Here is a 22,546-nt window from a genome sequence, read left to right as displayed (position 1 = left end):
GGGTGGGCGGGCGGGACTCAGGCCCGCGGGCCGCCGGCGACGTAGAGGACCTGGCCGGAGACGAAGGACGCTTCGTCCCGGAGGAAGAAGGACGCCGCTGCTGCGATGTCCTCAGGCTGGCCGACCCGGGCGACGGGGATCTGCTGGGCGGCCCTCTTCGTGAAGTCCTCGTAGGGCACGCCCATGCGCTCGGCGGTGGCCTTCGTCATGGCTGTCTCGATCAGGCCGGGGGCGATCGCGTTGACGGTGACGCCGAACTTGCCCAGTTCGATGGCGAGGGTCTTGGTGAAGCCCTGGATGCCGGCCTTGGCGGCCGAGTAGTTGGCCTGGCCGCGGTTTCCCAGGGAGGAGGTCGAGGAGACGTTCACGATCCGTCCCCAGCCCTGTCCGGTCATGTGGGCCTGGACGGCGCGGGACATGAGGAAGTGGCCGCGCAGGTGCACGTTCATCACGGTGTCCCAGTCCTCGGCGGTCATCTTGAAGAGCAGGTTGTCGCGGAGGACTCCGGCGTTGTTGATGAGCACGGTGGGTGCGCCCAGGTCCTGGGCGACGCTGTCGACGAGTTCGGCGACGGAGGGTTCGTCGGAGACGTCGGCGCTGTAGGCCTTTGCGGTGCCGCCGGCGGCGGCAACGGCTGCGACGACGTCGTCGCAGGCGTCGGCGGAGAGGTCGACGGCGGCGACGGTCATTCCGTCGGCGGCGAGCCGCCGGACGAGGGCGGCGCCGATGCCGCGGGCCGCGCCGGTGACGATGGCGGTACGGGTGGTCATGTTCTGCTCCTAGAGGTCGGGTGTGGTAAACGGGCAAGGACGAGGGGGGCGGAGATGGGGACCGGCAGGGTGGGCCGTGGCTTCAGGAGAGCCGTTCGAGGACCATGGCCATGCCCTGGCCGCCGCCGACGCACATGGTCTCGAGGCCGACCTGCTTGTCCTGCTCCTGGAGGGAGTTGAGCAGGGTGGCGGTGATGCGGGCACCGGTCATGCCCCAAGGGTGCCCGAGGGCGATCGCTCCTCCGTTGACGTTGAGCTTCTCCTCGGGGATGACCAGGTCCTCCATGCTCGGGATGACCTGCGCGGCGAAGGCCTCGTTGATCTCGGCGAGGTCGACGTCGTCGATCGTCATCCCAGCCCGTGCGAGGGCCTGCTTCGTCGCCTCGACGGGGCCCAGGCCCATGATCTCCGGGGAGAGGGCGGAGACCCCGGTCGAGACGATCCGCGCGAGCGGGGTGAGCTGCAGCTCTTTGGCGCGCCGGTCGCTCATGATGACAAGCGCCGCTGCGCCGTCGTTGAGGGGGCAGGCGTTTCCTGCGGTGACGGTGCCGTCGGGCCGGAAGGCAGGTGGAAGCCCGGCCACGGCGTCGAGGGTTGTGCCCGGGCGGGGGCTGTCGTCGCGTGTGACGACGGTGCCGTCCGGGAGCGTCAGCGGGCTGATTTCACGGTCCCAGAATCCCGAGGCCTGGGCCTTCTCGGTGCGCTCCTGGGAGCGGACAGCGTAGGAGTCCTGGGCTTCGCGGCTGATTCCGCGCAGCTGCGCGACGTTCTCCGCGGTCTGGCCCATCGCGATGTAGACGTCCGGCATCCGGCCGTCCTCGCGGGGGTCCCGCCACGCCTCTGCTGCGCCGGCGGCCCGCTGGGCCGTCCGCTCCCATGCTGCGCGGAACCGGGGGTTGCGGGTGTCCTCGTCCGAGCGGCCCAGGCCGAGGCGGCTGGGGGACTCGACGCCGGCGGAGATGAAGACCTCGCCCTCGCCGGCCCGTATGGCGTGCATCGCCATCCGGGTCGTCTGCAGGCTGGAGGCGCAGAAGCGGGTCACGGTGGTGCCGGGGACGGTGTCCAGGCCGGCGCGGACGGCGACGACGCGGGCCAGGTTCTGGCCGGACTCCCCTTCTGGCATCCCGCATCCGAGCATGAGGTCCTCGACTTCGGCGGGGTCCAGTTCGGGGACCTTCGACAGGGCGGCCAGGACCATCTGGGCCGCCATGTCGTCGGCGCGCATCTCGCGCAGGGAGCCCTTGCGAGCCCGGCCGATGGGGGAGCGGACGGCGGAGACGATGACAGCTTCGGGCATGGTGTTCCCTTCGGGTGAGGGTGGTGGTGGGGGGCTCAGGCGAATGCGGAGATGCCGGTGATGGCGCGGCCGAGGATGAGGGACTGCATGGAGTCGGTGCCCTCGTAGGTGTAGACGACCTCCATGTCGGTCAGGTGCCGGGCGATGTTGTTCTCCAGGAGCAGCCCGTTGCCGCCCAGGATGTCGCGTGCGGCCGAGACCACCCAGCGGGCCTTTTTGGCGGCGGCGAGTTTCGCCAGGGACGCGATCGGGCCGGTGAGGGCGTCTTCGTCCTGCAGCTCGTTCAGGCGGAAGCAGATGAGCTTGATGGCCGTGGTCTCGGCGAGCATGTTGGCCAGGGTGTTCTGCACGAGCTGGAAGCTGCCGATGGGCTTTCCGAACTGGACGCGCCGGCGTGCGTAGCGGACGGCGTCCTCGTAGGCGGAGATCGCGTGTCCGAGGGATTCCCAGGCCACGCCTCCGCGGGTGGTGTTCAGGACCCTGTTGACGTCCTTGAAGGAGCGACAGTTCTGCAGGCGGTTCGCCTCGGGGAGGCGGAGGTCCTCGATGACGATGTCCGGCTGGAGGATCGCGCGCTTGCCGATCTTGCCGGTGATGACGGTGGGGCGGAACCCGGGGGCGAAGTCCTCCTCGGGGCCTCGTTCGAGGACGAAGGCCTTGACCTGGCCGTCCTCGGTGTCGCGGGCGTAGATGACCACGACGTGGGCGTAGGAGGCGTTGCCGATCCAACGTTTGGCGCCGTTGAGGACCCATGAGTCGCCGTCGCGGCGGGCGCTCGTCTCCAGGGCCACCGAGTCCGAGCCATGGTCCGGTTCGGTGAGGGCGAAGGCGCCGATGCGCTCGAGGCGCGCCATTGCGGGAAGCCACCGCTGCTTCTGCTCCTCGGAGCCGAGGGCGCTGATGGAGCCCATCGCCAGGCCGGAGTGGACCCCGAAGAAGGTGTTGATGGAGCCGTCCCCGCGCGAGAGCTCGACGGAGACCTGTGCGGCTGCCATGCGGCTCATTCCGGGACAGCCGTAGCCCTGGATCACGGTCCCGGCGATGCCCAGCTCTGCGAGCCTGGGGACCAGTTCGAAGGGGAACTCGGCCCGCTCCCAGTAGTCGTTGATGACGGGAAGGACCTCGGCGTCGACGAAGGCGCGCACCTTGTCGCGGATCCGGCGTTCCTCCTCCGTCAGCCGCCGGTCCAGCTGGTAGATGTCGTGGTCTTCCAGGAGGTCCCCGCTGACGCTGGCAGGTCGGCTGGGGGCCTGGGGGCGGGTGGCGCTGATGGTCATCTGTTCTCCTCGTGTTTCGTGCGTCTTCGGGGGATTGGCCGGTCAGGCCGTCGTCCGGGGGCGGATGGCGGGCCGGCCTGGGCGCCGGGCCGGAGTGTTCCCGGGCCGGTGCCGGTGCTTGGGGCGTGGCCGGCTCAGGGGGTGACGATGGGGAAGGCCGGGTCGGGTGCTTCGAGGACCTGGAGCAGGGTGGAGAGGACCGCGGGGTCGCCCTCGAAGTCGATGCCTTCCAGGCTCCCGGTGGCCAGCACGGCCAGCAGCTGCTTCCGTGTCGTCCTGAGGGCGAGCTGGGCGCCGCCGTCGGCGGCGGAGCCCTGCCGGTGCAGGAGGACTCCTCGGAAGAGGCGGAGGCGGTGCAGGGCGCCCTCGTCGGTGACGTGCCAGTCGATGGACAGGTCCAGGTCCCAGGCCCGGGGCCCGTCGACCCGTACCGTGAGGGAGTCCAGGATCTGCTCGACGGGCAGGGCGCCCACGAGCTTCTGCCTGGGCGGGCGTGCTGGCGGAGGCCCGTCGAGGAGCTCTTTGGCGCCGGTGAGGTAGAAGTTGCGCCAGGTGGCGTTCTCGCAGCCGTAGGCCAGGGAAGTGAATGCCTGGGCCAGGAGGCTGCGGGCCTGAGGGCTGTCCGGGTCGGCGAAGACGACGTGGCCGAGCAGGGTGGCTGCGAAGCGTACGTCTCCCTCGCCGCCCTGGCCGAGCAGTTCCCTGGCGTGGGCGAGTGCCGCCTCGGTGCCGCCGAGGAGCTGGACCCAGCGCCTGCCTTCTTCTGCCGGCGGGTGCTCCCACAGGTGGGCGGGGTTCCCGTCGAACCAGCCGAGGTAGCGCTGGTAGATCCCTTTGACGTTGTGGCTGAGGGAGCCGTAGTAGCCGCGGTTCGCCCCCAGCGCCTCCAAGTCGGGCGGGAGCACGAGTTCCTCGGCGATCTCCCGGGCGGTGAGCCCGCGGTTGATCAGCCTGACCGTCTGGTCGTGCAGGTAGGCGTACATGTCCCGCTGCCCAGCGAGGAAGGCCTGGACGGGCCCGGCTCCCCAGGTCGGCCAGTGGTGGGTCGCGAAGGCCACCTCTGCCCGGCTGCCGTACCGCTCGAGGGTCTCGGTGAGGTAGCGGGCCCACTGCCGGGCGTCGCGCACCTGGGCGCCGCGGAGGGTGACGATGTTGTGCATCGTGTGGACGGCGTTCTCGGCCATGCACAGTGCCCGTGAGGCCGGAAGGTAGAGGTTCATCTCGGCCGGGGCCTCGGTCTCGGGCGTGAGCTGGAACTCGATCTCGACCCCGTCCAGGACGCGGACCTCGCCGGTCTCCCTGATCGTGTCGGTGGGCTCGGCCAGTGCCGAGGCCCCGGTGGAGAGGCGCTGCCCGAGCCCGCAGCCGATGTGCCCTGTCGGGGAGGCCTCGAGCCGGTGCCCGTACATGAAGCCGGCGCGGCGGCCCATCGCGGGCCCGACGAGGACATTCTCGGAGACGGCGTGCTCGAGGAACCCTTCGGGCGCGACCACGGGCACGCGGGGGACCGCGTGGGCCAGCACTCCGTCGATGCCTCCGAAGTGGTCCGCGTGCGGGTGGGTGAGGATGACGGCGGTGACCGGGCGGACTCCGCGGTGGGCCTGGTAGAGCCGGAGGGCAGCATCGGCGCACTCGGCCGAGGTGAGGGCGTCGATGACGATGACGCCCTCGTCCCCTTCGACGAGGGTCAGGTTGGCCAGGTCGAGCCCGCGGACCTGGTAGATCCCCTCCGCGACGTGGAACAGCCCCTGGCGGGAGACGAGGCGCCCCTGCCCCCACAGACCGGAATGGGCCGTGGCCGGGGGAGCCTCCTCGAGGAAGCTGTAGGCTTCGGCGTCGTAGACGACGCGTCCGTTGGCGTCGGTGACCTGGCCGGGTTCGAGTGCGGCGATGAAGCCGCGTTCGGCGTCGCGGCGGTCCTGCCCGTCGTCGGCTGGCTGAAGGGTGCCCGGGCCTGCCGAGCCTTGGAGTGTGCCGGTCATGCCCTGCCTCCGGCGACCTTGGCGAGTTCGCGGATGATGCCGTTGCGCTGGATCTCGGAGGAGCCGGTGAGGACCCGGAACATCCGCAGGCGGCGCCATAGCACTTCGATCTGCGCGCCGCGGACCATGCCGGCCTTGCCGTGGATCTGCAGGGCCGCGTCGGCGATCTCGAAGGCGCGCTCGGCGACGAACAGCTTGCACATGAACGATTCCGTCTGGGGCCGGGCGCCGGCGTCGAGGGCGCGCAATGCGTCATAGGTCATGGCCCTGGCCGCGTAGTAGTCCGTGGCCATGTCGGCGAGGCGGTGCTGGATGGCCTGCTTCTCCAGCAGGGCTCCGCCCGAGACCTGTCGGTCGGCGGCGAAGTCGAGCGCGAGGGAGAGCGCCTGCCGGGCCGCGCCGAGCGCGGTGGGGCAGTGGAGGAGACGGTTGACCACGACCCGGCCCAGCCCGATCCTCAGGCCCTGCCCTTCCCCGCCGAGCAGGTTCTCGGCGGGGACGAAGCAGTCCTCGAGCACGATGTCGCTTTCGATGTTCTGCCCGGACAGGGGAACCCGGCCGGGGCGGACTTCGCATCCGGGGGAGGCCAGGTCCACCAGGAAGGCCGAGTAGACATCGTCGGTTCCGGCCATGCGGGCGACCAGGATCGAGAAGTCCGCGAACGTGCCCCCCGTGCTGAAGACCTTGTGGCCGGTGATCCGGTAGCCGCCGTCGACGGGAGTGGCTGTGGTGCGCATGGCGCGCACGTCCGAGCCGGCGTCGTCCTCGGTGAGGGAGAAGCAGCAGGCCCGCTCCGCGCGGACCACCGGAAGCAGGTAGCGGTGGATCTGGCTTTCGGTGGCGTATTCGAAGATCGAGCCCACCCGCAGGGGGCCGCCCATGTCTCCGAGCACACTGGTGGACAGGATGCGGCCCGAGGCGCCGACCTCTTCCTTCAGTGCGGCGAGCTCGGTGAAGGACAGGCTCTGGCCTCCGAGCTTCTCGGGCAGGTGCACTCCGTAGAAGCCCAGCTCGCGGCTCCGCCGCCACACGGGCTCGAGCATGGACCGGTCCAGGGGCGTCTCCGGTCCGAGGCCGAGATCCTGCTCGTACTGGGCGAGCTCGCCGGAGAGGTACGTCCGCAGCCGGGCCACGAGGTCGGCGAGGCGCGGGTTGTCGTCGTAGGCCGGTTCCAGGGAGAAGCTCATGGCCGTCACCCCACCCGCCGTTCGCTGCCGGACCATTCGCGCTCGCGCAGCAGGCGCCGGTCCAGCTTGCCGTTGCGGTTGCGCGGGAGGTCCTCGACGAATTCGATGATGCGGGGGACCTTGACGCGCGAGAGCCGCTGGCTGCAGAAGTCCCTGAGCTCCTCCTCCGACACCGAGGTGCCTTGGGCGCGGCTGACGAAGGCCTTGACCGTCTCGCCCCACTGCTCGTCGGGCACGCCGACGACGCAGGCCTCGAAGACCCCGGGATGGTCGTAGAGGGAGGCCTCGACCTCGGTGCAGTAGATGTTGTAGCCGCCGGAGATGATCATGTCCTTCTTGCGGTCCACGAGGAAGATGTAGCCGTCCTCGCGGATGTAGCCGAGGTCGCCGGTGCGGACCCAGCCGTCCAGGAGCAGCTCGGCCGTGGCCTCGGGCGCGTGGAAGTACTCCTGCACGCAGTCGGGGCCCCGGGCCAGGAGCTCTCCGACTTCGCCAGGGGGCAGGGGCCGGCCGTCGGGGTCGACGACCCGGACTTCGGTGTCGAAGACGGCCCGGCCGCAGGAGAGGAGGAGGTCGGGGTCCGATTCGATCCCTCGGAGCACGTCCTCGATCGTGAGGAAGGTGATGGTGCTGGTGGTCTCGCCCTGTCCGTACCCCTGGCTGATGACCGGGCCGAAGGCCTCCACGGCCTCCCTCAGCCGTGCCGGCGCGACTGGGGCGCCGCCGATGGTGATGCTGCGCAGGTGGGGGAAGTTGCGGCGGCCCAGGGTGGGGGAGGCGAGGACTCGGTTGAGCATGACCGGCACCAGGAAGCTCTGGGTGACCTTCTCGCGCTCGAGGGTGTCCAGGTAGGACTCGACGTCGAACGCGGACAGGACCACGACGGTTGCCCCGCGGAAGAAGCAGCCGAGGATGCCCATCCCGCTAGCGTGCGTGATGGGGCCGGCGACCAGGTAGACGGAGCCCTTGCTGAGGGTGGCCTGGGGGTTCATTGCCATCTTGCGCATGTTCGACAGCCGGTTTCCCACCGTCTGCACTGCAGCCTTGAGCGTCCCGGTCGACCCGGAGGTGAAGTTGAGCACCGCGGGATGGCCGGCCGGGACGTCGACCGAGACCGGCGATGGATCGCCCTCGGCCAGCAGCGCCGGGAAAGCCAGATCGCCGTCCCCGGCAGCGTCGAAGTCGACGACCAGCAGCGCGAGCCCGCGGCGGTCGGCGATCTCGCATACCATGTGCCGGTGCTTCGCATCGACCAGGACGACCTCCACGCCGGCATCGACGAGCACGTGCTCGACTTCCGCAGGGGCGAGCCGGGTGCTGATGGGCACCCGGACCGCGCCGGCCTTGCAGAGCGCCATCTCGGCCACGACCAGCTCGCCGCGGTTGGCCGCCAAGGTAGCAACGGCGGTCCCAGGGAGGCATCCGCGTCCCTGCAGCGCCGACGCCAGCTGGTTGGCCTCGGCCTCCAGCCTCCGGTAGGTCCACCGCTGCCCGCTCCATACCAAGGCCTCAGCGTCAGGCCAGTACGCGGCGCTGCGGCTGAGGTAGTCACCGAGGTTCATCAGTCCTCCAATTCGGTTCTCCAACAGCACCAGATAATAGACACGGTGTCCATTAATAGTCTAGGGGTCGCAAAACTGCTAGAAAGAGTGCGTGCCAGACGTCGGCCGCAGCGTCTCCGCAGCGGGGGCGTCGGGCGCGGACATGTCTTCCTCGTGCTCGGACCGGGCCGCGACGCGGCCGCCGTGGGGGACGGAAAGGCGAGCATGGCACTGGAAGACCGGCGGATCCGGCGGACCAAGGAGGCCCTGCGCAGAGCCTTCGTCGCGCTGGTGCTCGAACGCGGATACACCCCGGTCACAGTGGAGGACATCGTGGCCGCGGCCGACATCGGACGCGCCACCTTCTACACCCACTTCAAGGACAAGGAAGCCCTCTACGACCATGTCGTGGACGACATCCTCGAGGGCCTGAGGGCCCGCCTGGCCCCGATCGACAGGCAGGATGCCGGCTTCACCGGGGTGCCGGTCATGGAGCTCTTCCGGCATGCCTCCGAGGAGCCCGATGCCTACCGCCTCATCCTGCGCGGCCAGGGGGACGGGCGCGGGCTGCGCAGGCTGACCGAGGAGTGGGCCGAGACGGCGTACCAGATCTTCTTCGCCCGCACGGAGGCCCAGAGGGTCCGCCCCCGCGTCGACCTCCGCGTGGTCTCGCGCGCATGGGCAGGCGAGCAGGCCGCCGTCCTCCTCTGGTGGCTCGAGGCGCCGCAGCCGCGGCCCTCTCTGGAGCAGGTCGTGGCCACCCTCGTCGACCTCTCGCGCCGCGGCCGCCAATGGGCCATGGGATTCGCCGCTCCGCCCGTCTGACAGGCAGCCGGACTGGTTCTCCGGCCCCCCGAGTCCTCGGCGCAAGCGATGCCGACGCCGGTCCGCGCCCTGGCGGGGCGGTCAGAACCCGAGGCGCGGGCGCAAGCTGCAGGGGCCTTGCGTGATCTGTCTCACGTGGCCTAGTTTTGGAGCCATCGATCATTAATGGACATCACGTCTAGGAATTGAGGTTCTGCCTTGTCCTCTCGCAGACTGCTCCACGAGTTCCCCACCGGCTGGCGCCGCCGAGTGTACGTGAGCGTGGTGATCCTGGCCGTCTTCATCTCGGCCTACGAGGGCCAGCTGGCGCCGATCCTGCCGCTGCTCCTGTCCGACCTCCACATGCCCCTGCAGACCTACGGCCTGATCACGGCCGCCTCGCTCCTGGTGGGCGCCTTCGCCGGCTACATCGGGGGCGGGCTGGTCGACCGCGTCGGGCGGGTGCGGATCCTCGTGCCCTTCTCCTTCCTCTCGGCGGGGGCCTGCCTGTTCATGGCCGGCTCCGACTCGATGCTCCACTTCCTCATCGCGCGGATCCTGCTGGCCTTCGTCGAAGGCGTTGCGGTGGCCGGGACGGCCCCGCTCATCCGCGACTTCACCCCCCGCGTGGGCCGGGCGCAGGCCTACGCGCTGTGGACCTGGGGGCCCGTGGGGGCGAGCTTCTTTGCCGCCGCCATCGCCGCCCTTACGCTCGGGGCGTTCGGCCACTCGTGGCGCTCCCAGGTGTACCTGATGGGCGCCTTCGCATGTGTCGGGGCAGTCGCGGTGGCCCTGGTGCTCCGCGACCTCTCTCCCGAGGTCCGAAGGACCGTCCGGTCCACGGAGCACACAGTCCATTCCGCGCAGCACCCGCTCCACGAGCGCGCTGATGCCGGCGGAAGGCGGCTCCGGCTGCTGCTGCAGCGCCCGACGGTGTGGGCCCACGTGGCCGCCATGGCGCTCATGTACGTCTTCCTCGCCACCATGAACTCCTACGCGCAGATCATGCTCGTCGACCACTTCGCCCTGAGCATCCAGCTGGCCTCAGGCGTCGCCATGGCCTTCTGGCTGTGCAACCTGGGCGGCGGCATCCTCTTCTCCTGGCTCTCGGACCGCGTGCAGAGGAGGAAGCCCTTCATGCTCGCCGGCAGCGCCGCCGCCACCGTCCTGCTCGCGGCGTTCATCGCCTCGATGACTGCAGGCCACCAGGCACCCCTGGCCCTGCTGATCCTGCTACTCGCCGCAACCGGCCTCGCGCTGGGGGCAGTCTTCGGCCCCTGGATGGCCAGCTTCTCCGAGGACATCGAGGAGGTCCACCCCGACATCCAGGGACTCGCCTTCGGCCTGAACCATCTCGTGACGCGGCTCTTCGTCCTCGCCTCGGTGCTCCTCGCGCCCCGCGTCGTGGCCGCCGCCGGCTGGGAGACCTGGATGATCGCCGCGACGGTGGCCATCGCAGGCTTCCTCGCGGTGATAACCCTCGTCCCGGACCACAGGCGCAAGGACATGCGGGACAGCGAGGCACCCGCGACAGCGGCCGCACAGGAAGCCGGCACCTCCCTCAGCTGAAGCAGCCGGCAGCCGACAGCCCAGCGGAGGGCGAGGGGCCACAGGGCGGCCCCCTGCTCATGTGCCCCTGCCCGCCCAACCGATGACCCTCCGAAAGGACCCCCATGGAACACGCCCGGCGGAGGCAGGACCCTGAAGCCCTGCGCGCCCACTTCCTCCAGAGCAGTGAGACCACACCCACCCGCAGGGTCTGGCGCGGCGCCGGCGGCCCGTGGCACCTGCAATCCGAGGCCCAGGACCTCGGCTCGCTGGAACTCGCCGGCGACGGCCTGCGGACCCTCGACAGCTTCCTGGCCGAGTCGGAGAGCACCGCGATCCTGGTCCTGCACCGGGGGAACGTCGTGTATGAGCGGTACATGCGCGGCATGCGGCCGCACGACCTGCACGTCACCGCCTCGATGAGCAAGTCTCTGGTCGGGCTGCTCGGTGCGGTACTGGCCCGGGAGCGGCAGCTCGACCGCGGCCGCGCTCTGCATCACTACGTGCCCGAGCTCGCCGGCACTGCGTTCGGCGACGCGGCGGTCGACCATCTGCTGCACATGGCGACCGCGGTCCGATACGAGGGACGCCCCTTCAACAAGGAGAGCGAAGCGCAGCGGTTCTTCACCGCCGTCGGCATCCTGCCCAGACCTCACGACTACAACGGCCCACGGAACCTCATGGAACGGCTCTCGACCGCCCACGCAGAACACGAGCCCGGTACGATCTTCCGTTACGAGAACGGCAACACCGAAGCGCTGGCCGAAGCCATCCGCAGGGTCACCGGTGCCTCCCTGTCCGAGCTGCTCTCCGACGTCCTCTGGTCCAAGATCGGTGCGCAGGAGGACGCGTTGTTCGGCCTCGATGGGCAACGTCGCGAGATCGCATGCGGCCGCTTCGCAGCCACCCTTCGCGATATCGCACGTGTTGGTGAACTGTTACGTTGTGGCGGAGCGCTGGGCGCACACCAGGTGCTCCCGGAGGAGATCGTCCGCGGCATCCCCACGATCCCCGCAGGGCCGGCCCACGACGTCTTAGGCCCGGGAGACCGGAGAATAAATAGCCCCGTCATGGCTTACCACGACTTCTGGTGGGTCCCCTACAACGATGAGGGTGCGTTTGTGGCCCGCGGCCGCTCGGGACAGCGCCTCTACGTTTCTCCGGAAAGGGAAACCGTGATCGCGCACTTCGGGGCTCACGTCATCGACCCGGCTGTTCCCGTGCCCCAGTTCGAGCACGTGTTCCGACAGATCGCCCACCACCTTTCGCACGGATCATAAGGAGGCGTTTCGCAGGTCCAAAATGCCCGAAACCCAATGCTCCGAGCCCTTGGAACGCGTCGCCCCGGTCTCACCCCCGATGAGACAGTGGACCGGGTTCATCTTGCCTGGCCTTCCAATCAAAGGCTCGAGTGGACTGATCCTGAGAAGAACCGGAGTGGGACAACCCTGGTGCCCGAGCCCTTCTTTGATGCCGGGCGGAGTGTCCGGGGGCCCGGGGAGGGGGCACGAGGCGTGATTGGTCGCCTCACCAAAGGAACCTTTGGAGCTCTGCCCTATGTGGTCATCCGCACGCAGAAGCATCGAGTTGAGTCTGTGTCCACGGCGAGGATGCCCACGAGCGGTGGAGGCGCCGGGTTGCTTCGGACTGCTGTTCCCTGGTCTGAGAGAGCGGCGTCGAATCGTCAGGGCCTTGGCCGGTGGTCCGTTGATGCGTCGTTGTCGAATTCAGTCAGGAGGACGCCGGTCCAGGTGCATGCCTGGCCCCCGTGCTTCGCCCAGTATTCGTGCCAGTGGGCGAGCTTCCAGCGGTCCCGCTCGAGGCCGCGCTCCCGCAGGCGCTGCTGGAGTGTGGTGGGGGAGACGCGGACGCGGATCACCTCGACCTCGACCGTGGGCCATTGGAAGCGTTTCCGGGCGGTGGTGATGAAGTCGGGGTCGGAGAGGTATGGGCTGAACGGGGCGTCGATGACAACGGGGCGGCCGAGGCGGAGGTTGGCTCCGGCGACGTCGAGGAGCGAGTCGTACTCGAGGGGCAGGATGCGATCGAGGTAGAACGCGTTTGACTCGCGGTCTCCGGGATCATATCCGGCGGCAGCGAGCGCGGCCTCGACGAAGCGGGCGCTCATCGCATCTTTGTCGAGGTAGGCGGCGGCGTGCTCGCGGGCGAGGTGCTGGGCGACGGTCGACTTGCCGGAGCCGGCGGTTCCGATGACGATGCGGAGGGTCGGCTCGGTCATCGGCGCGCTTCCTGCACGGCCGCGAGGAACTCCTTGGCGGCGGCGGCGACCCTGGTGAAGTCGCCGTCGGGCTGCCATGCCTTGGTCACGGCGCTCCCCACACCGACGCCGGAGACGCCGGCGGCGAACCACTCGGCGACGTTCTCCGTCGTCACGCCTCCAGCGGGCATGATCGGCAGGTGCGCCAGGGGAGCGAGCACGGCCTTGGCGTAGGGGATGCCCGCGCCTTCTGTCGGGAAGAGCTTGAGGATGTCCGCGCCGGCCTCGGCCGACTCGAGCAGCTCTGTCGGGGTGGACGCGCCGCTGATGGTGGGCACCTGGTAGCGGTTCGCCACGCGGATCATCTCGGGGTTGAGCTGCGGGCTGACCAGGAACGCAGCCCCGGCGCGGATGCACTCGTATGCGGCGTGGCCGTCCAGGACCGTCCCTGCGCCGACCGCGACGCCCTCGGGGGCATACTGGGCGGCCAGGCGGCGGACGAGGTCGACCGCGCCTGGGATGGACAGGGTGATCTCGAGCGCCCGGAACCCGCCTTCGATCGCGGCGTGCGCGACGCGCTCGGCGGTGTCGGCATCGGGAAGTCGGACGATGAGGACCGCCCCGGAGTCATCGATCGTGCGCAGGGTCCGAAGCTTGGTGAACATCAGGGTTCCTCCTGTGGAAAAAGATCCGTTGACAAGACTGTCCCACGCTCCCTACGCTGAATGCAACCGATCTCAGCAACCGATCTCATTGAGGAGATTCCCGTGATGGTCCACTTCGAGCCGCGAGCCGAGGGCGCCCGCCTGTCCTTGCGGGACGGCGCCGGGATCCGCCTCGATCCGGCTCAGTCGAGCGCCTCGGCCGACCACCGCTCGCCCGGCGGCCAAGCCGGACTCGGGGTGTCCTCGTGAACCGGGCGCGCACTGTCGTCTTCGGGGCCTCGCACTGGCACGTCCCGCTCTGTGCTCCGGCGATCGCGGAGGTGCATGACGTCGTCGGGCTCTCCGACGAGGACCCAGGACGCGTGCGGGAACTGGCCGAGCTGTGGGGCGCCCCGGTCGAGGCCGACTGGCGTCGGCTGCTGCAGCTGCGGGACATAGAGCTCGCCTACGTCTTCAGCCCGCATGACCGCATGCCTGAGATCTGCCGGGCGCTGATTGGGCGGGGCGTTCCCTTCGTCGTGGAGAAGCCGATCGGCACCTCGCTTGGGCAGCTGCAGGAGGTCCGGCGCGCCGCCGAGGAGGCGGGGGTCCCGGCCACCGTTCCGCTGGTGCAGCGCGGCGGCCCGGTGGACAGCTGGCTGGCGAAGGCCGGCCGGCCGGTGTACGAGAGGCTCTCGTTCATCGCCGGCCCCCCTGAGCGCTACGAGCGCAACGGCAACCCATGGATGCTCGACCCGGAGCGGGCCGGCGGCGGCTGCCTGGCCAACCTGGGCCCGCACTTCGCCGACCTGTTCCTGCGCGGCAGCGGCAACACGGGCGCCGAGGTCACGGCGCGGCTGTCCTCTGCCCTTCACGCCGGGGCCGTCGAAGACCACGCAACCCTGGTCCTGACCGCCCCGGACGGCCGGGAGGCGATCGTCGAGGTGGGGTATGCGTTCCCGCACTCGGAGCTGCAGCGCTACTGCAGCTACTCGTCCGCGGGCGAGGTCGGATTCGCTTCGATCGACACGGACGGGTCGGCCGTGTTCACCGGGCTCGACGGGCGCACTGAGAGAGCCGTCATCAACGTCGACAGCGACCCTCTCTACGATCCGTTCGTGCGGCAGGTTGCGCGCACCCTGGGCGAGGGCTTCCGCGGAATGCCGACGCTGGGCGAGCTGGAGGACGCGATGCGGATCATCTGGCACGCCTACGAGGTCCAACGAAAAGGAGTACACCGTGGCTGATCTCAGCATCGATGTCGTTGCCAGGGAAGCGGGCGTGCACCGTTCCACGGTCTCCCGCGCCTTCTCCCGCCCCGAGGCGGTCAAGGCGGAGACGCGCGAGCACATCCTGCGCGTCGCGGAGAAGCTCGGGTACACGATGAGCCCGCTCGCCCAGGCCCTGCGGCGCAAGACGAGCACCCTCGTGCCGCTGATCGTGCCCGACATCACCAACCCCTTCTTCGCCGAGCTCGCCAAGACGATGACCGAGGCGGCGGGGGAGCGCGGCTACCAGCTGATGCTGTGCGTCACCAACGGCGACGACGTGCAGACCGCCGGCTATCTGACGGCGATGCAGTCGCTGTACGCCCCGTTCGGCATCATCGCCCCCTCGACCCGGGTGGACATCGACGCGCTGATGCAGTTCGACTTCGGGCAGCGCCTGGTCGTCATCGACCGCGTGGACCAGAACGCCGGCGTCCCGACCGTCACCGTCGACAGCCGCCGCGGCATCGAGCTCGCCTTCGAGCACCTGCGCTCCCTCGGCCACCGCCGGATCGGCTACGTCTCGGGCATCGCAGGAACGCACACCGCCCAGGACCGCATGGACGCGTACCGGGACCTGGCCGAGGGCGAGCCGATCGTCCTGGACAGCGGCGCCGACTCCGAGGCGGGCGGCCGCGCCGCCGCGCACTTCGCCGCGATGGCCGACCGGCCCACCGCGATCATCGCAGCCAACGACATGGTCGCCTTCGGGGTCATCTCCGCCCTCGCCTCCCGGGGCTTCCGCGTCCCCGAGGACGTCTCGGTGGTCGGCTTCGACGGGCTCGCCCTGGGCGCCCGCTTCAACCCCGCCCTGACCACGGTCCGCCAGCCGATCGCCGACATGGGCAGCATCGCGATCGAACTCGCCGAGAAGAAGGCGGCAGACGGATCGGCCGGACACATCGTCCTGGAGCCGGAGCTGCTGGTGCGGGCCTCCACCGCAGGGCCGCGGCCATGAGCGCCCCCACGCAGGGGAAGCTGGCCCGCGTCCCCGGCCTCCGGCACGCCGACCACGTCGCCTTCACCGTGCCCGACCTCGACGACGCCGTCCGGTTCTTCGTCCAGGCCTTGGGCGCCGAGGAGCTCTACCGCTCCACCCGGGGACCCGACGCGGAGTTCATGCCCGAGAACTTCGCCGTGCCGCAGGACGCGCGCCTGACCCTGGCAATGCTGCGCATGCCTCCGAACCTGAACGTGGAGCTGTTCGAGTGGGACACCTCGGACCGCCGCACCGAGCACCCCCGGCACAGCGACGCCGGCGGCCACCACCTGTGCTTCGTCGTGGACGACGTCGACGAGGCCCTCGCAGCGCTCCGCGTCATCCCCGGTGTGCGGGTGCTCGGCGACCGCAAGGAGGTCGCCGGCGACAGCCCCCGCGTCGCGGGCAACCGATGGGCCTACTTCCTCACCCCCTGGGGGCTGCTGATGGAGATCGTCGACCGCTCCAGGGTGGCCGACCCGCCGCCCCTGGTCGGCCCCGCCGACTGGCTCACGGCAGCCCCCAGAACCCCAGAAAGGACCAGTGACCATGCGCCTCGCAGGCCACACCCTCGGAACCCCGGGACAGACCGTCCCCGAGGCCCTCGCGCTGTTCGCGGCCGCCGGGCTCGACGCCGCCGAGGTGATCTACCAGGACGGCTACCGCTCAGCGCTGCCGCCGCGCGACCGGCGCTCGGCCGAGGAGGCCCGGCGGGCCTCGGAGGACCTGGGCGTCCCGATCATCGGGCTGACCCCCTACACAACCGGGATCAACGCCCTCGAGGAGGGCCAGTGGCGGAGCGCGGTCGACGAGTTCCGCGGCGCGATCGAGATCGCCCAGGCCGTCGGCGCCGCCCGGCTGCGCGTCTACGCCGGGTCATGGCACCCGGGCGACCGGGACCACGGCGCCCACTGGGACCGGCTCGTCGCAGCCCTGCGCACGCTGGCCCCGGAAGCCTCCGACGCCGGGGTTCGCCTCTGCGTCGAGAACCACTTCGGGACCATGACCCAGTCCGCGGCCGAGACGGCACGGCTCGTGCGCGAAGTGGACCACGATGCGGTGCGGGTCCTCTACGACCAGGCCAACCTGACGTTCACCCACGACGAGCCGTACCAGGAGGCGCTGCGCGTCCAGGGAGACCTCATCGGGCACGTGCACGTGAAGGACCTCGTCTTCACCGACCCGGACGCACCGTTCCAGGCCTCCGAGACCGCCCGGGTCGCAGCGTCCGAGCGCGCCGTGCGCTCCCGCGTCGTCGGCGAGGGCGTCCTGCCCTGGGCCGGAATCCTCGCATCCCTCGCCGCTCTCGGCTACGACGACGTCCTCTCCCTTGAGTACGAGTACCGCTGGCACCCCCAGGACCTGCCCGAGCCGGCGGTCGGCTTCGCCCGGTCCGCGGCCGCGGTGCGCGCGGCCCTCGCCCAGACGGCCGTCCCCGGGAGCGCCCGGTGAGCGCGCAGGCCAGGACCCGCGTCGGCGTCGTCGGAGCGGGAAACATCGCCTCCATCGCCCAGCTGCCCACCCTGGTCAAGCGGGACGACGTCGAGCTGGCCGCGCTCGTCTCGCGCCGCCCCGACCCCGGGGCGCTGATGCGCCGCTGGGGCTTCGGCAACGCCTACGCCACGGTCGAGGAGATGCTCGAGGCCGAGGACCTGGACGCCGTCTTCGTCCTGACACCGCGCTCGGAGCACGCGCACGCCGTCGAGGCCTGCCTGCGGCGCGGGGTGGACGTGTTCTGCGAGAAGCCCCTCGCGCCCTCGGCCGATGAGGCCGAGCGCCTGGCCGACCTCGCCGACGAGCACGGCCGCATCCTGATGGTCGACTTCAACCGCCGCTACGCCCCCGTGTACGTGGCAGGGCGCGAGGCCTTCGGGAACGCCGGAGCCGCCTTCTGCGTCGCGCAGAAGAACCGGCCCGGATCGGAGTACCGCGCCACATTCGAGAACGCCATCCACATGGTCGACCTGCTGCGCTGGTACTGCGGCGGCGAGGCCGCCGAGGTGACCGCCCACACCGCGGGCGAGGACCCCTGGCAGGAGGACGGGACCGCGGCAGTCATCCGCTTCGACACCGGCAGCACCGGGGTCCTGATGGCCGCCCGGACCGCAGGCGCATGGAACGAGAAGCTCGACGCCTACGGCGCGGGGCGCTCCGCCGAGGTCCGGGCCCCGGAATCCGTCGCCATCACCGTCGACGGCACCACCACCGTCCGCGACCTCAGCTCGGAGGCCTTCGGCTGGGCCACCGCCACCGAGACCCTCGGCTTCGCCGAGGCAGTGCACCACTTCCTCGACCGCCTCGCAGACCGCCGCCAGCCCCTCACCAGCGGCCGCGACGCCGTCGCCACCCAGAGGCTGCTCGAGCGCATCCTCCAGTCCGCCGGGCTGCCGAGCGGTGAACAGGAAGGCCGCCAATGGGAAAGCCACGCAACCAACACCGCCCGGCGCTGAGCCCGCAGCCGTCCTGATCCAGAGCCCTCCGGGCACAGGATCCTCGCCCGGGACCGCTCGTTGCCCTGCGATGCAATCGATCTCACTCAACCAGAACCAGACCACCCCAGCAACACCCCCAGGAGCAAGGAGAGTTCAATGACGACCTCGCAAGATCCGTTCGGGACACCGAACATCCCGCCCACGCCCCACGCCCCCGGACGCCCTCCCCGCCCCGTGAACATGATCTCCGGCACGATCGGCCACTTCGTCGAGTGGTACGACTGGTACGTCTACGGACTGCTGGCGGCGGTGTTCTCGGGACAGATCTTCCCCAGCCACTCGGCCTTCGCATCCCTCATTGCGGCGCTGCTCACCTACGCGATCGGGTTCGTGGTGCGCCCGCTCAGCGGGATCATCATCTCCCCCTGGCCGACCGGTTCGGCCGACGGGCCGTCCTGACCCTCTCCATCTCCGGGATGGCCCTGGGCTCCCTCATCGTCGGCCTCACCCCGCCGTTCGCGACGATCGGCTACGCGGCACCGGTGATGTTCCTGGTCGCCCGCATCCTCCAGGGAATCTCGGCCGGCAGCGAGCAGCAGAGCGCCATCGCGTTCATGGTCGAGCACGCCCCGGCGAACAGGAGGGGCCTGTTCGGCTCCTTCTCCAACATGGCAAGCGGCCTGGCGACCCTCGCGGCCACCGGCGCTGGGGCGATCGTGACATCATCCTTCTCCAAGGCCGACCTGGCCGCCTGGGGATGGCGCCTGCCCTTCATCGTCGGCGGCGTCCTGGGCGTGATCGGCCTCATCATGCGGGCCCGAGCAGACGAGAGCCCCGAGTTCGAGGCGACCGCCATGGTCGACCAGCGGTCGGCGTGGGCGCGCCTGTGGGCCCTGCTCCGCGAGCACCCCAAGGCCCTCCTGCAGACAGCGGCGCTCTCCGCCCCCGCGGTCGCCTACTACACCTGGGCCACCTTCCTCCCCACCTACGCCAACCTCACCACCGGCCGCGACCTGGCCTCATCCCTGGCCGGCAGCGTCATCGGACTAGCACTGCTCGTCGTCATCGTCCCGATCTGCGGTGCTCTCTCGGACCGGCTCGGCCGACGCAAGATTTTCCCCATCATCGGCGCCATCGGCATGGTCGTGCTCTTCTACCCCCTGCTCCTGCTCCTGAACCAGCCCGGCTTCGGGGTCTACGTCCTGGTCTCCGCCTCCGGATGGGTCGTCCTGGGCATCTGGCAGGCCGTCTACCCGACCATGCAGGCCGAGCTGTTCCCGGCCGCCGTCCGTGTCTCGGGCATCGGCCTCGCACACCAGATCGTGATCGCAGTCTTCGGCGGCACCGCACCGCTGATCGCCGCAGCGTTCGTCGGCTCCGGGCACCCCACCTACGTCGCGTTCTACATGATCGCCATCGTCGCCCTGTGCCTCATCGTCTACTTCACCCTGCCTGAGACCGGCAGTCGGACAGGCCGCGCCACCGTGGCCCTGGCCGACAGCGAAGTACTCGAGGGCGAGAACCTCGTGGCCGAGATCGGTTCGGCGCCGGGCCAGGCGAAGCGCTCCCGCCCGTAGGCGCCACCTGATCCTCGAGCCGAACCACCGCCCCCGGAACGCGCCTGGCCGCCCTGCGGTCGTTGGAGGGGAAGCGCCTCCCCAACAATGACCGCAGGGCAAGCCCAGGACCCGGCACCGCAGCACGCGCACCCCACCGAAAGGAACGTTCGAAAGATGAAGCCAGCAGCTCAAACACCTGGTGCAGACGACCGACGGGCTAGTGCCAGCGGGAGGGGGAAGACCGCATGAGCCTCAAAGACCAGGTCGTCCTGGTGACCGGATCGAGCGGGGGAATCGGCAACGCCGTCGTCGAGGCGCTCACCGCGGCCGGCGCCCTCGTCCTCGGCGCCGACCGGGCTGCGAAGGCCGACCAGAAACTGGCGGACTTCTTCCCCCTCGACATCACCTCCGAACAGCAGTGCGCCGGCGTCATCCAGGACACGGTCTCCAAATACGGCCGCATCGACGCCCTCATCCATGCCGCCGGGGTGCTCGGCCCGACCCCGGACCTGATGGAGACGACGACGGAAGAGTTCGAATCCGTCATGCGGATCAACGCCTCCGGGACGTTCTCAATGGTGCGCGAGGCGGCCCGCTCGATGACCGGCACCGGCACCGCCGGCGCGATCGTCGTCCTGTCCTCGGTGGCCGCCAAGGAAGCCCGCAGCAACTACCTCCCGTACAACGCGAGCAAGCTCGCGGTGCTCCACATCATGTGGTCCTTCGCCCAGATCCTCGGCCCCCACGGCATCTCCGTCAACGCCGTCGCACCCGGCCCGGTCAACACCCCCATGTGGGCCCAGTTCGCCAAGGACACCGGCCCGGACGCAGCCGCCAACCGGGCACGACGCGCCGCCCAGCTGCCAATGGGACGGTTCGCCGAACCCGAGGAGGTCGCCCGCGCCATCCTCTTCCTCGCCGACCCGGACAACCGCTACATCACCGGCGTGACCCTCGACGTCGCAGGCGGAGCCCACCTCGGCGTCGGAACCTGAACGTGCGGCCGGTGCAGGCTGAAGACGAACACCCCAGGATTCCGGCGCCACGACTTGCCAGCGGCAGAGCCCAGGCACAGAGCTGAGAAGGACAGCCCGATGATCATCAACACATTCTCCTATCTGTGGTCAACCACGGCGATTGAGGCGATCGCGGAACTGGTCGACAATGGGTACGACACTTTTGAAGTCCCGATCAGCTCTCCACACTGCTGGCCGGACGAGATGTCCGGCTCGGAACGATCGGCCATCCATGCAAGGCTCAATGAATACGGCGCCACGATCAGGTCGCTGAATGCCGGCGGATACGACATCAACCTGGCCAGCCCCGGCGCCAACATGCGCCGCAAGAGCATCGAGCACATCAAGTCGGTAATCGACCTGGCGGCAGCCTGGGGCGCCCGCGAGGTCGTCATATCCCCCGGCACGAGACGCCCCATGATCTCCCCATCCCTCGAGAACGTCCACGGATGGATGCACGAGAGCCTGGAGGCCCTGATTCCGATGGCCAGACAGGCGGGCACACGGCTCCTCTTCGAGAACACGCCCTATTGCTTCGCTCCCACCATCCGGGACCTGTCAGAAATCGTGAACGCGGTCAACGACGATTCGCTCAAGATCGTGTACGACGTCGCGAACGCCGCCTACATCGGGGAGGACCCCGTGGCGGCCCTGCTCGCGAACCATCGGTCAATCGGGCTCGTCCACATTTCCGATACCGGCACGGAAACCTGGGGGCATGACCCGATCGGCACCGGAGTGATCGACTGGAACGGACTCGGCGACGCCGTCAAGGCAACCTGCGGCGTCGACAACGTCGTCCTCGAGGTCATCCGCGAAGAGAACCCCGGCCACGAATTCAAGAAGGCGCTGGACGAGCTCAGGAACCGAGGCTGGGAGCTAGGGGAGTAACCCCTTGGCGCGAGGCGCCGACGTGGCTGACGGACTGTCGCGTCGGCCGTGGCGCCCGATCTAGTTACCAATCCAAATGATTTCCATGTGAATCCGTGTCAATAGGAGTGTGTGCAATGAGGGCTTTGGTCAGCGGTGGAAGCAGCGGCATAGGGGCGTCTGCAAGCGTGAGGCTTGCAGAGGCGGCTCTTGCCCGGGGCGCGCACCCGATGATCGCGGTGTGCGGACACGAGCCGAACGGCAGCCAAGATCAAGTCGTGCGAGGCATCCAGTCAATAGGAGGGACCGCCATCGCATTGGCGGGCGACCTCGGCGACCCCGACGTGCCCAGTCAGCTGGTGGAGGCCGCAGCAGCAGAATTCGGCGGCCTGGACGCGTTGGTGGCGAACGCCGGAATCGCGAGCCCGGGCGCAATCTGTGACCTGTCCCTCGAGGACTGGGACGGAATGTTCTCCGTCAACCTCCGCGGAGCGTGGCTCCTTGCCAAAGCAAGCTACCCGCACCTGAGAGAGAGCCGCGGTGCCGCTTGCTTCACCTCTTCAATGTCGGGCCAGCTACCGCACGCCGGATCAGGCGCCTACAGCCCGAGCAAGGCTGCACTGACGATGCTGGCCCAGACCCTCGCACTGGAATGGGCGCCCGACGGAATCCGTGTGAATGTCGTGTCCCCGGGCATGACCCATACGCGGATGACGGAGAACATGTACGCCGATCCCCAGATCAAGAAAGCGAGGGAGGACATCATCCCGCTGGCGAGGATCGGGGATCCCATCGACATCGCGAACGTCATCGAATTCCTCGTGGGCCCGCTTTCGGGTTACGTCACCGGGCAGGACATCTGTGTCGACGGTGGCTTCACGAAGTCCATTCTCAGCCACATTCCCGGTCGGCCCAGCTCGAAGTCCTGAAGCCTGACCTGCATCGGTACCGGGGAAGCGATGCCATGCAGGCGTCGCCCCAGGGCGACTTGGCGGCAAGTACGCCAGTGCTCGGAGCCGTCCCGATCAGCCATCGCTGTCGTCGGCCGGCTAGATGGTTCAGGTGCCTATCGTCGCACCACCCGGGAAAGCCGACGGTGAGGGTTTGCCTCTCCCGATCCGCCCCGGTACTGCACGCTTGCGAGGGCCGCGGCG

Annotated in this window: 21 protein-coding genes and 1 pseudogene; 14 read left to right on the top strand and 8 right to left on the bottom strand. The window is 69.5% G+C overall.

The annotated features are described in order from the left end of the window. Positions 1–17 precede the first annotated feature (17 nt). From fabG to SA2016_RS11140, 6 genes are all read right to left on the bottom strand, one after another. Entirely contained in the window at positions 18–770 is a 753-nt protein-coding gene (fabG, locus tag SA2016_RS11165; protein ID WP_066498064.1) for a 3-oxoacyl-ACP reductase FabG, read from the bottom strand. Between the two features lie 82 nt (positions 771–852). Continuing rightward, positions 853–2,067 (bottom strand): acetyl-CoA C-acetyltransferase, encoded by a 1,215-nt coding sequence (locus tag SA2016_RS11160; protein ID WP_066498063.1) that lies wholly within the window; start codon positions 2,065–2,067, stop codon positions 853–855. A gap of 35 nt (positions 2,068–2,102) precedes the next feature. Next, a complete protein-coding gene (locus SA2016_RS11155) occupies positions 2,103–3,344 on the bottom strand; it encodes an acyl-CoA dehydrogenase family protein (protein ID WP_066498061.1) in 1,242 nt (413 codons plus the stop codon). Positions 3,345–3,478: 134 nt separating this feature from the next. Then, positions 3,479–5,326 carry an alkyl/aryl-sulfatase gene (locus SA2016_RS11150; RefSeq protein WP_066498059.1) on the bottom strand — a complete coding sequence of 616 codons (1,848 nt, stop codon included), beginning with the start codon at positions 5,324–5,326 and terminating at the stop codon, positions 3,479–3,481. Further along, complete coding sequence (locus SA2016_RS11145; protein ID WP_066502364.1) at positions 5,323–6,513, bottom strand: acyl-CoA dehydrogenase family protein; 1,191 nt, start codon at positions 6,511–6,513, stop codon at positions 5,323–5,325. Before SA2016_RS11145 ends, SA2016_RS11150 begins: the two co-directional genes overlap by 4 nt. 5 nt (positions 6,514–6,518) lie before the next feature. Beyond that, positions 6,519–8,075: a class I adenylate-forming enzyme family protein gene (locus SA2016_RS11140; protein WP_066498057.1), complete on the bottom strand. Its 1,557-nt coding sequence runs from the start codon at positions 8,073–8,075 to the stop codon at positions 6,519–6,521. Between the two features lie 204 nt (positions 8,076–8,279). On the opposite strand from SA2016_RS11140, the gene SA2016_RS11135 reads away from it, so the two are divergent. The 3 genes from SA2016_RS11135 to SA2016_RS11125 all read left to right on the top strand — a co-directional run bounded on the left by SA2016_RS11135 (position 8,280) and on the right by SA2016_RS11125 (position 11,686). Beyond that, positions 8,280–8,879 carry a TetR/AcrR family transcriptional regulator gene (locus SA2016_RS11135; protein ID WP_066502362.1) on the top strand — a complete coding sequence of 200 codons (600 nt, stop codon included), beginning with the start codon at positions 8,280–8,282 and terminating at the stop codon, positions 8,877–8,879. 198 nt (positions 8,880–9,077) lie between these two features. Next, positions 9,078–10,427 carry an MFS transporter gene (locus SA2016_RS11130; protein ID WP_066498055.1) on the top strand — a complete coding sequence of 450 codons (1,350 nt, stop codon included), beginning with the start codon at positions 9,078–9,080 and terminating at the stop codon, positions 10,425–10,427. Positions 10,428–10,531: 104 nt separating this feature from the next. Beyond that, positions 10,532–11,686: a serine hydrolase domain-containing protein gene (locus SA2016_RS11125; RefSeq protein WP_066498053.1), complete on the top strand. Its 1,155-nt coding sequence runs from the start codon at positions 10,532–10,534 to the stop codon at positions 11,684–11,686. Between the two features lie 404 nt (positions 11,687–12,090). Here SA2016_RS11125 and SA2016_RS11120 read toward each other — a convergent pair whose 3' ends face one another. Further along, positions 12,091–12,645, bottom strand: coding sequence for a P-loop nucleotide/nucleoside kinase family protein (locus SA2016_RS11120; RefSeq protein ID WP_066498052.1), 555 nt, complete (start codon positions 12,643–12,645; stop codon positions 12,091–12,093). Further along, the gene (locus SA2016_RS11115) at positions 12,642–13,289 is read right to left on the bottom strand and encodes a bifunctional 4-hydroxy-2-oxoglutarate aldolase/2-dehydro-3-deoxy-phosphogluconate aldolase (protein ID WP_066498050.1); all 648 of its coding nucleotides are present in this window, start codon (positions 13,287–13,289) and stop codon (positions 12,642–12,644) included. Before SA2016_RS11115 ends, SA2016_RS11120 begins: the two co-directional genes overlap by 4 nt. A gap of 102 nt (positions 13,290–13,391) precedes the next feature. On the opposite strand from SA2016_RS11115, the gene SA2016_RS21445 reads away from it, so the two are divergent. From SA2016_RS21445 to SA2016_RS11075, 11 genes and pseudogenes are all read left to right on the top strand, one after another. Continuing rightward, positions 13,392–13,538 carry a hypothetical protein gene (locus tag SA2016_RS21445; protein WP_157089126.1) on the top strand — a complete coding sequence of 49 codons (147 nt, stop codon included), beginning with the start codon at positions 13,392–13,394 and terminating at the stop codon, positions 13,536–13,538. Continuing rightward, positions 13,535–14,515 carry a Gfo/Idh/MocA family protein gene (locus SA2016_RS11110; RefSeq protein WP_066498048.1) on the top strand — a complete coding sequence of 327 codons (981 nt, stop codon included), beginning with the start codon at positions 13,535–13,537 and terminating at the stop codon, positions 14,513–14,515. Before SA2016_RS21445 ends, SA2016_RS11110 begins: the two co-directional genes overlap by 4 nt. Beyond that, on the top strand, positions 14,508–15,494 hold the full coding sequence (locus tag SA2016_RS11105) for a LacI family DNA-binding transcriptional regulator (RefSeq protein WP_066498044.1): 987 nt from the start codon (positions 14,508–14,510) through the stop codon (positions 15,492–15,494). The genes SA2016_RS11110 and SA2016_RS11105 overlap by 8 nt, the downstream gene beginning before the upstream one ends. After that, positions 15,491–15,862 (top strand): annotated as a pseudogene (locus tag SA2016_RS20915) (VOC family protein); the annotation flags it as partial. The gene SA2016_RS11105 and the pseudogene SA2016_RS20915, both read left to right, overlap by 4 nt. 202 nt (positions 15,863–16,064) lie before the next feature. Beyond that, a complete protein-coding gene (locus SA2016_RS11100; protein WP_066498042.1) occupies positions 16,065–16,967 on the top strand; it encodes a sugar phosphate isomerase/epimerase family protein in 903 nt (300 codons plus the stop codon). Continuing rightward, complete coding sequence (locus SA2016_RS11095) at positions 16,964–17,965, top strand: Gfo/Idh/MocA family protein (RefSeq protein ID WP_066498040.1); 1,002 nt, start codon at positions 16,964–16,966, stop codon at positions 17,963–17,965. Before SA2016_RS11100 ends, SA2016_RS11095 begins: the two co-directional genes overlap by 4 nt. A gap of 138 nt (positions 17,966–18,103) precedes the next feature. Further along, a complete protein-coding gene (locus tag SA2016_RS22240) occupies positions 18,104–18,406 on the top strand; it encodes a hypothetical protein (RefSeq protein WP_257125750.1) in 303 nt (100 codons plus the stop codon). 17 nt (positions 18,407–18,423) lie between these two features. Next, entirely contained in the window at positions 18,424–19,524 is a 1,101-nt protein-coding gene (locus SA2016_RS11090) for an MFS transporter (protein ID WP_257125749.1), read from the top strand. 227 nt (positions 19,525–19,751) lie between these two features. Next, entirely contained in the window at positions 19,752–20,501 is a 750-nt protein-coding gene (locus SA2016_RS11085) for an SDR family NAD(P)-dependent oxidoreductase (protein WP_066498038.1), read from the top strand. A gap of 99 nt (positions 20,502–20,600) precedes the next feature. Next, a complete protein-coding gene (locus SA2016_RS11080) occupies positions 20,601–21,413 on the top strand; it encodes a sugar phosphate isomerase/epimerase family protein (RefSeq protein WP_066498036.1) in 813 nt (270 codons plus the stop codon). Positions 21,414–21,529: 116 nt separating this feature from the next. Next, positions 21,530–22,321 carry an SDR family NAD(P)-dependent oxidoreductase gene (locus tag SA2016_RS11075; protein ID WP_066498035.1) on the top strand — a complete coding sequence of 264 codons (792 nt, stop codon included), beginning with the start codon at positions 21,530–21,532 and terminating at the stop codon, positions 22,319–22,321. Positions 22,322–22,546 lie beyond the last annotated feature (225 nt).

This window comes from Sinomonas atrocyanea, assembly GCF_001577305.1.
Taxonomy (GTDB): domain Bacteria; phylum Actinomycetota; class Actinomycetes; order Actinomycetales; family Micrococcaceae; genus Sinomonas; species Sinomonas atrocyanea.
The sequence above is the reverse complement of the archived record's forward strand: the minus strand, read 5'-3'. Positions and strand labels throughout refer to the sequence as shown.

Excerpts from the sequence above, each read along its gene's own strand:
- fabG (WP_066498064.1), bottom strand. The coding sequence starts at position 770 with ATGACCACCCGTACCGCCATCGTCACCGGCGCGGCCCGCGGCATCGGC.
- SA2016_RS11160 (WP_066498063.1), bottom strand. The coding sequence starts at position 2,067 with ATGCCCGAAGCTGTCATCGTCTCCGCCGTCCGCTCCCCCATCGGCCGG.
- SA2016_RS11155 (WP_066498061.1), bottom strand. The coding sequence starts at position 3,344 with ATGACCATCAGCGCCACCCGCCCCCAGGCCCCCAGCCGACCTGCCAGC.
- SA2016_RS11150 (WP_066498059.1), bottom strand. The coding sequence starts at position 5,326 with ATGACCGGCACACTCCAAGGCTCGGCAGGCCCGGGCACCCTTCAGCCA.
- SA2016_RS11145 (WP_066502364.1), bottom strand. The coding sequence starts at position 6,513 with ATGAGCTTCTCCCTGGAACCGGCCTACGACGACAACCCGCGCCTCGCC.
- SA2016_RS11140 (WP_066498057.1), bottom strand. The coding sequence starts at position 8,075 with ATGAACCTCGGTGACTACCTCAGCCGCAGCGCCGCGTACTGGCCTGAC.
- SA2016_RS11135 (WP_066502362.1), top strand. The coding sequence starts at position 8,280 with ATGGCACTGGAAGACCGGCGGATCCGGCGGACCAAGGAGGCCCTGCGC.
- SA2016_RS11125 (WP_066498053.1), top strand. The coding sequence starts at position 10,532 with ATGGAACACGCCCGGCGGAGGCAGGACCCTGAAGCCCTGCGCGCCCAC.
- SA2016_RS11120 (WP_066498052.1), bottom strand. The coding sequence starts at position 12,645 with ATGACCGAGCCGACCCTCCGCATCGTCATCGGAACCGCCGGCTCCGGC.
- SA2016_RS11115 (WP_066498050.1), bottom strand. The coding sequence starts at position 13,289 with ATGTTCACCAAGCTTCGGACCCTGCGCACGATCGATGACTCCGGGGCG.
- SA2016_RS11100 (WP_066498042.1), top strand. The coding sequence starts at position 16,065 with ATGCGCCTCGCAGGCCACACCCTCGGAACCCCGGGACAGACCGTCCCC.
- SA2016_RS22240 (WP_257125750.1), top strand. The coding sequence starts at position 18,104 with ATGACGACCTCGCAAGATCCGTTCGGGACACCGAACATCCCGCCCACG.
- SA2016_RS11090 (WP_257125749.1), top strand. The coding sequence starts at position 18,424 with ATGGCCCTGGGCTCCCTCATCGTCGGCCTCACCCCGCCGTTCGCGACG.
- SA2016_RS11085 (WP_066498038.1), top strand. The coding sequence starts at position 19,752 with ATGAGCCTCAAAGACCAGGTCGTCCTGGTGACCGGATCGAGCGGGGGA.
- SA2016_RS11080 (WP_066498036.1), top strand. The coding sequence starts at position 20,601 with ATGATCATCAACACATTCTCCTATCTGTGGTCAACCACGGCGATTGAG.
- SA2016_RS11075 (WP_066498035.1), top strand. The coding sequence starts at position 21,530 with ATGAGGGCTTTGGTCAGCGGTGGAAGCAGCGGCATAGGGGCGTCTGCA.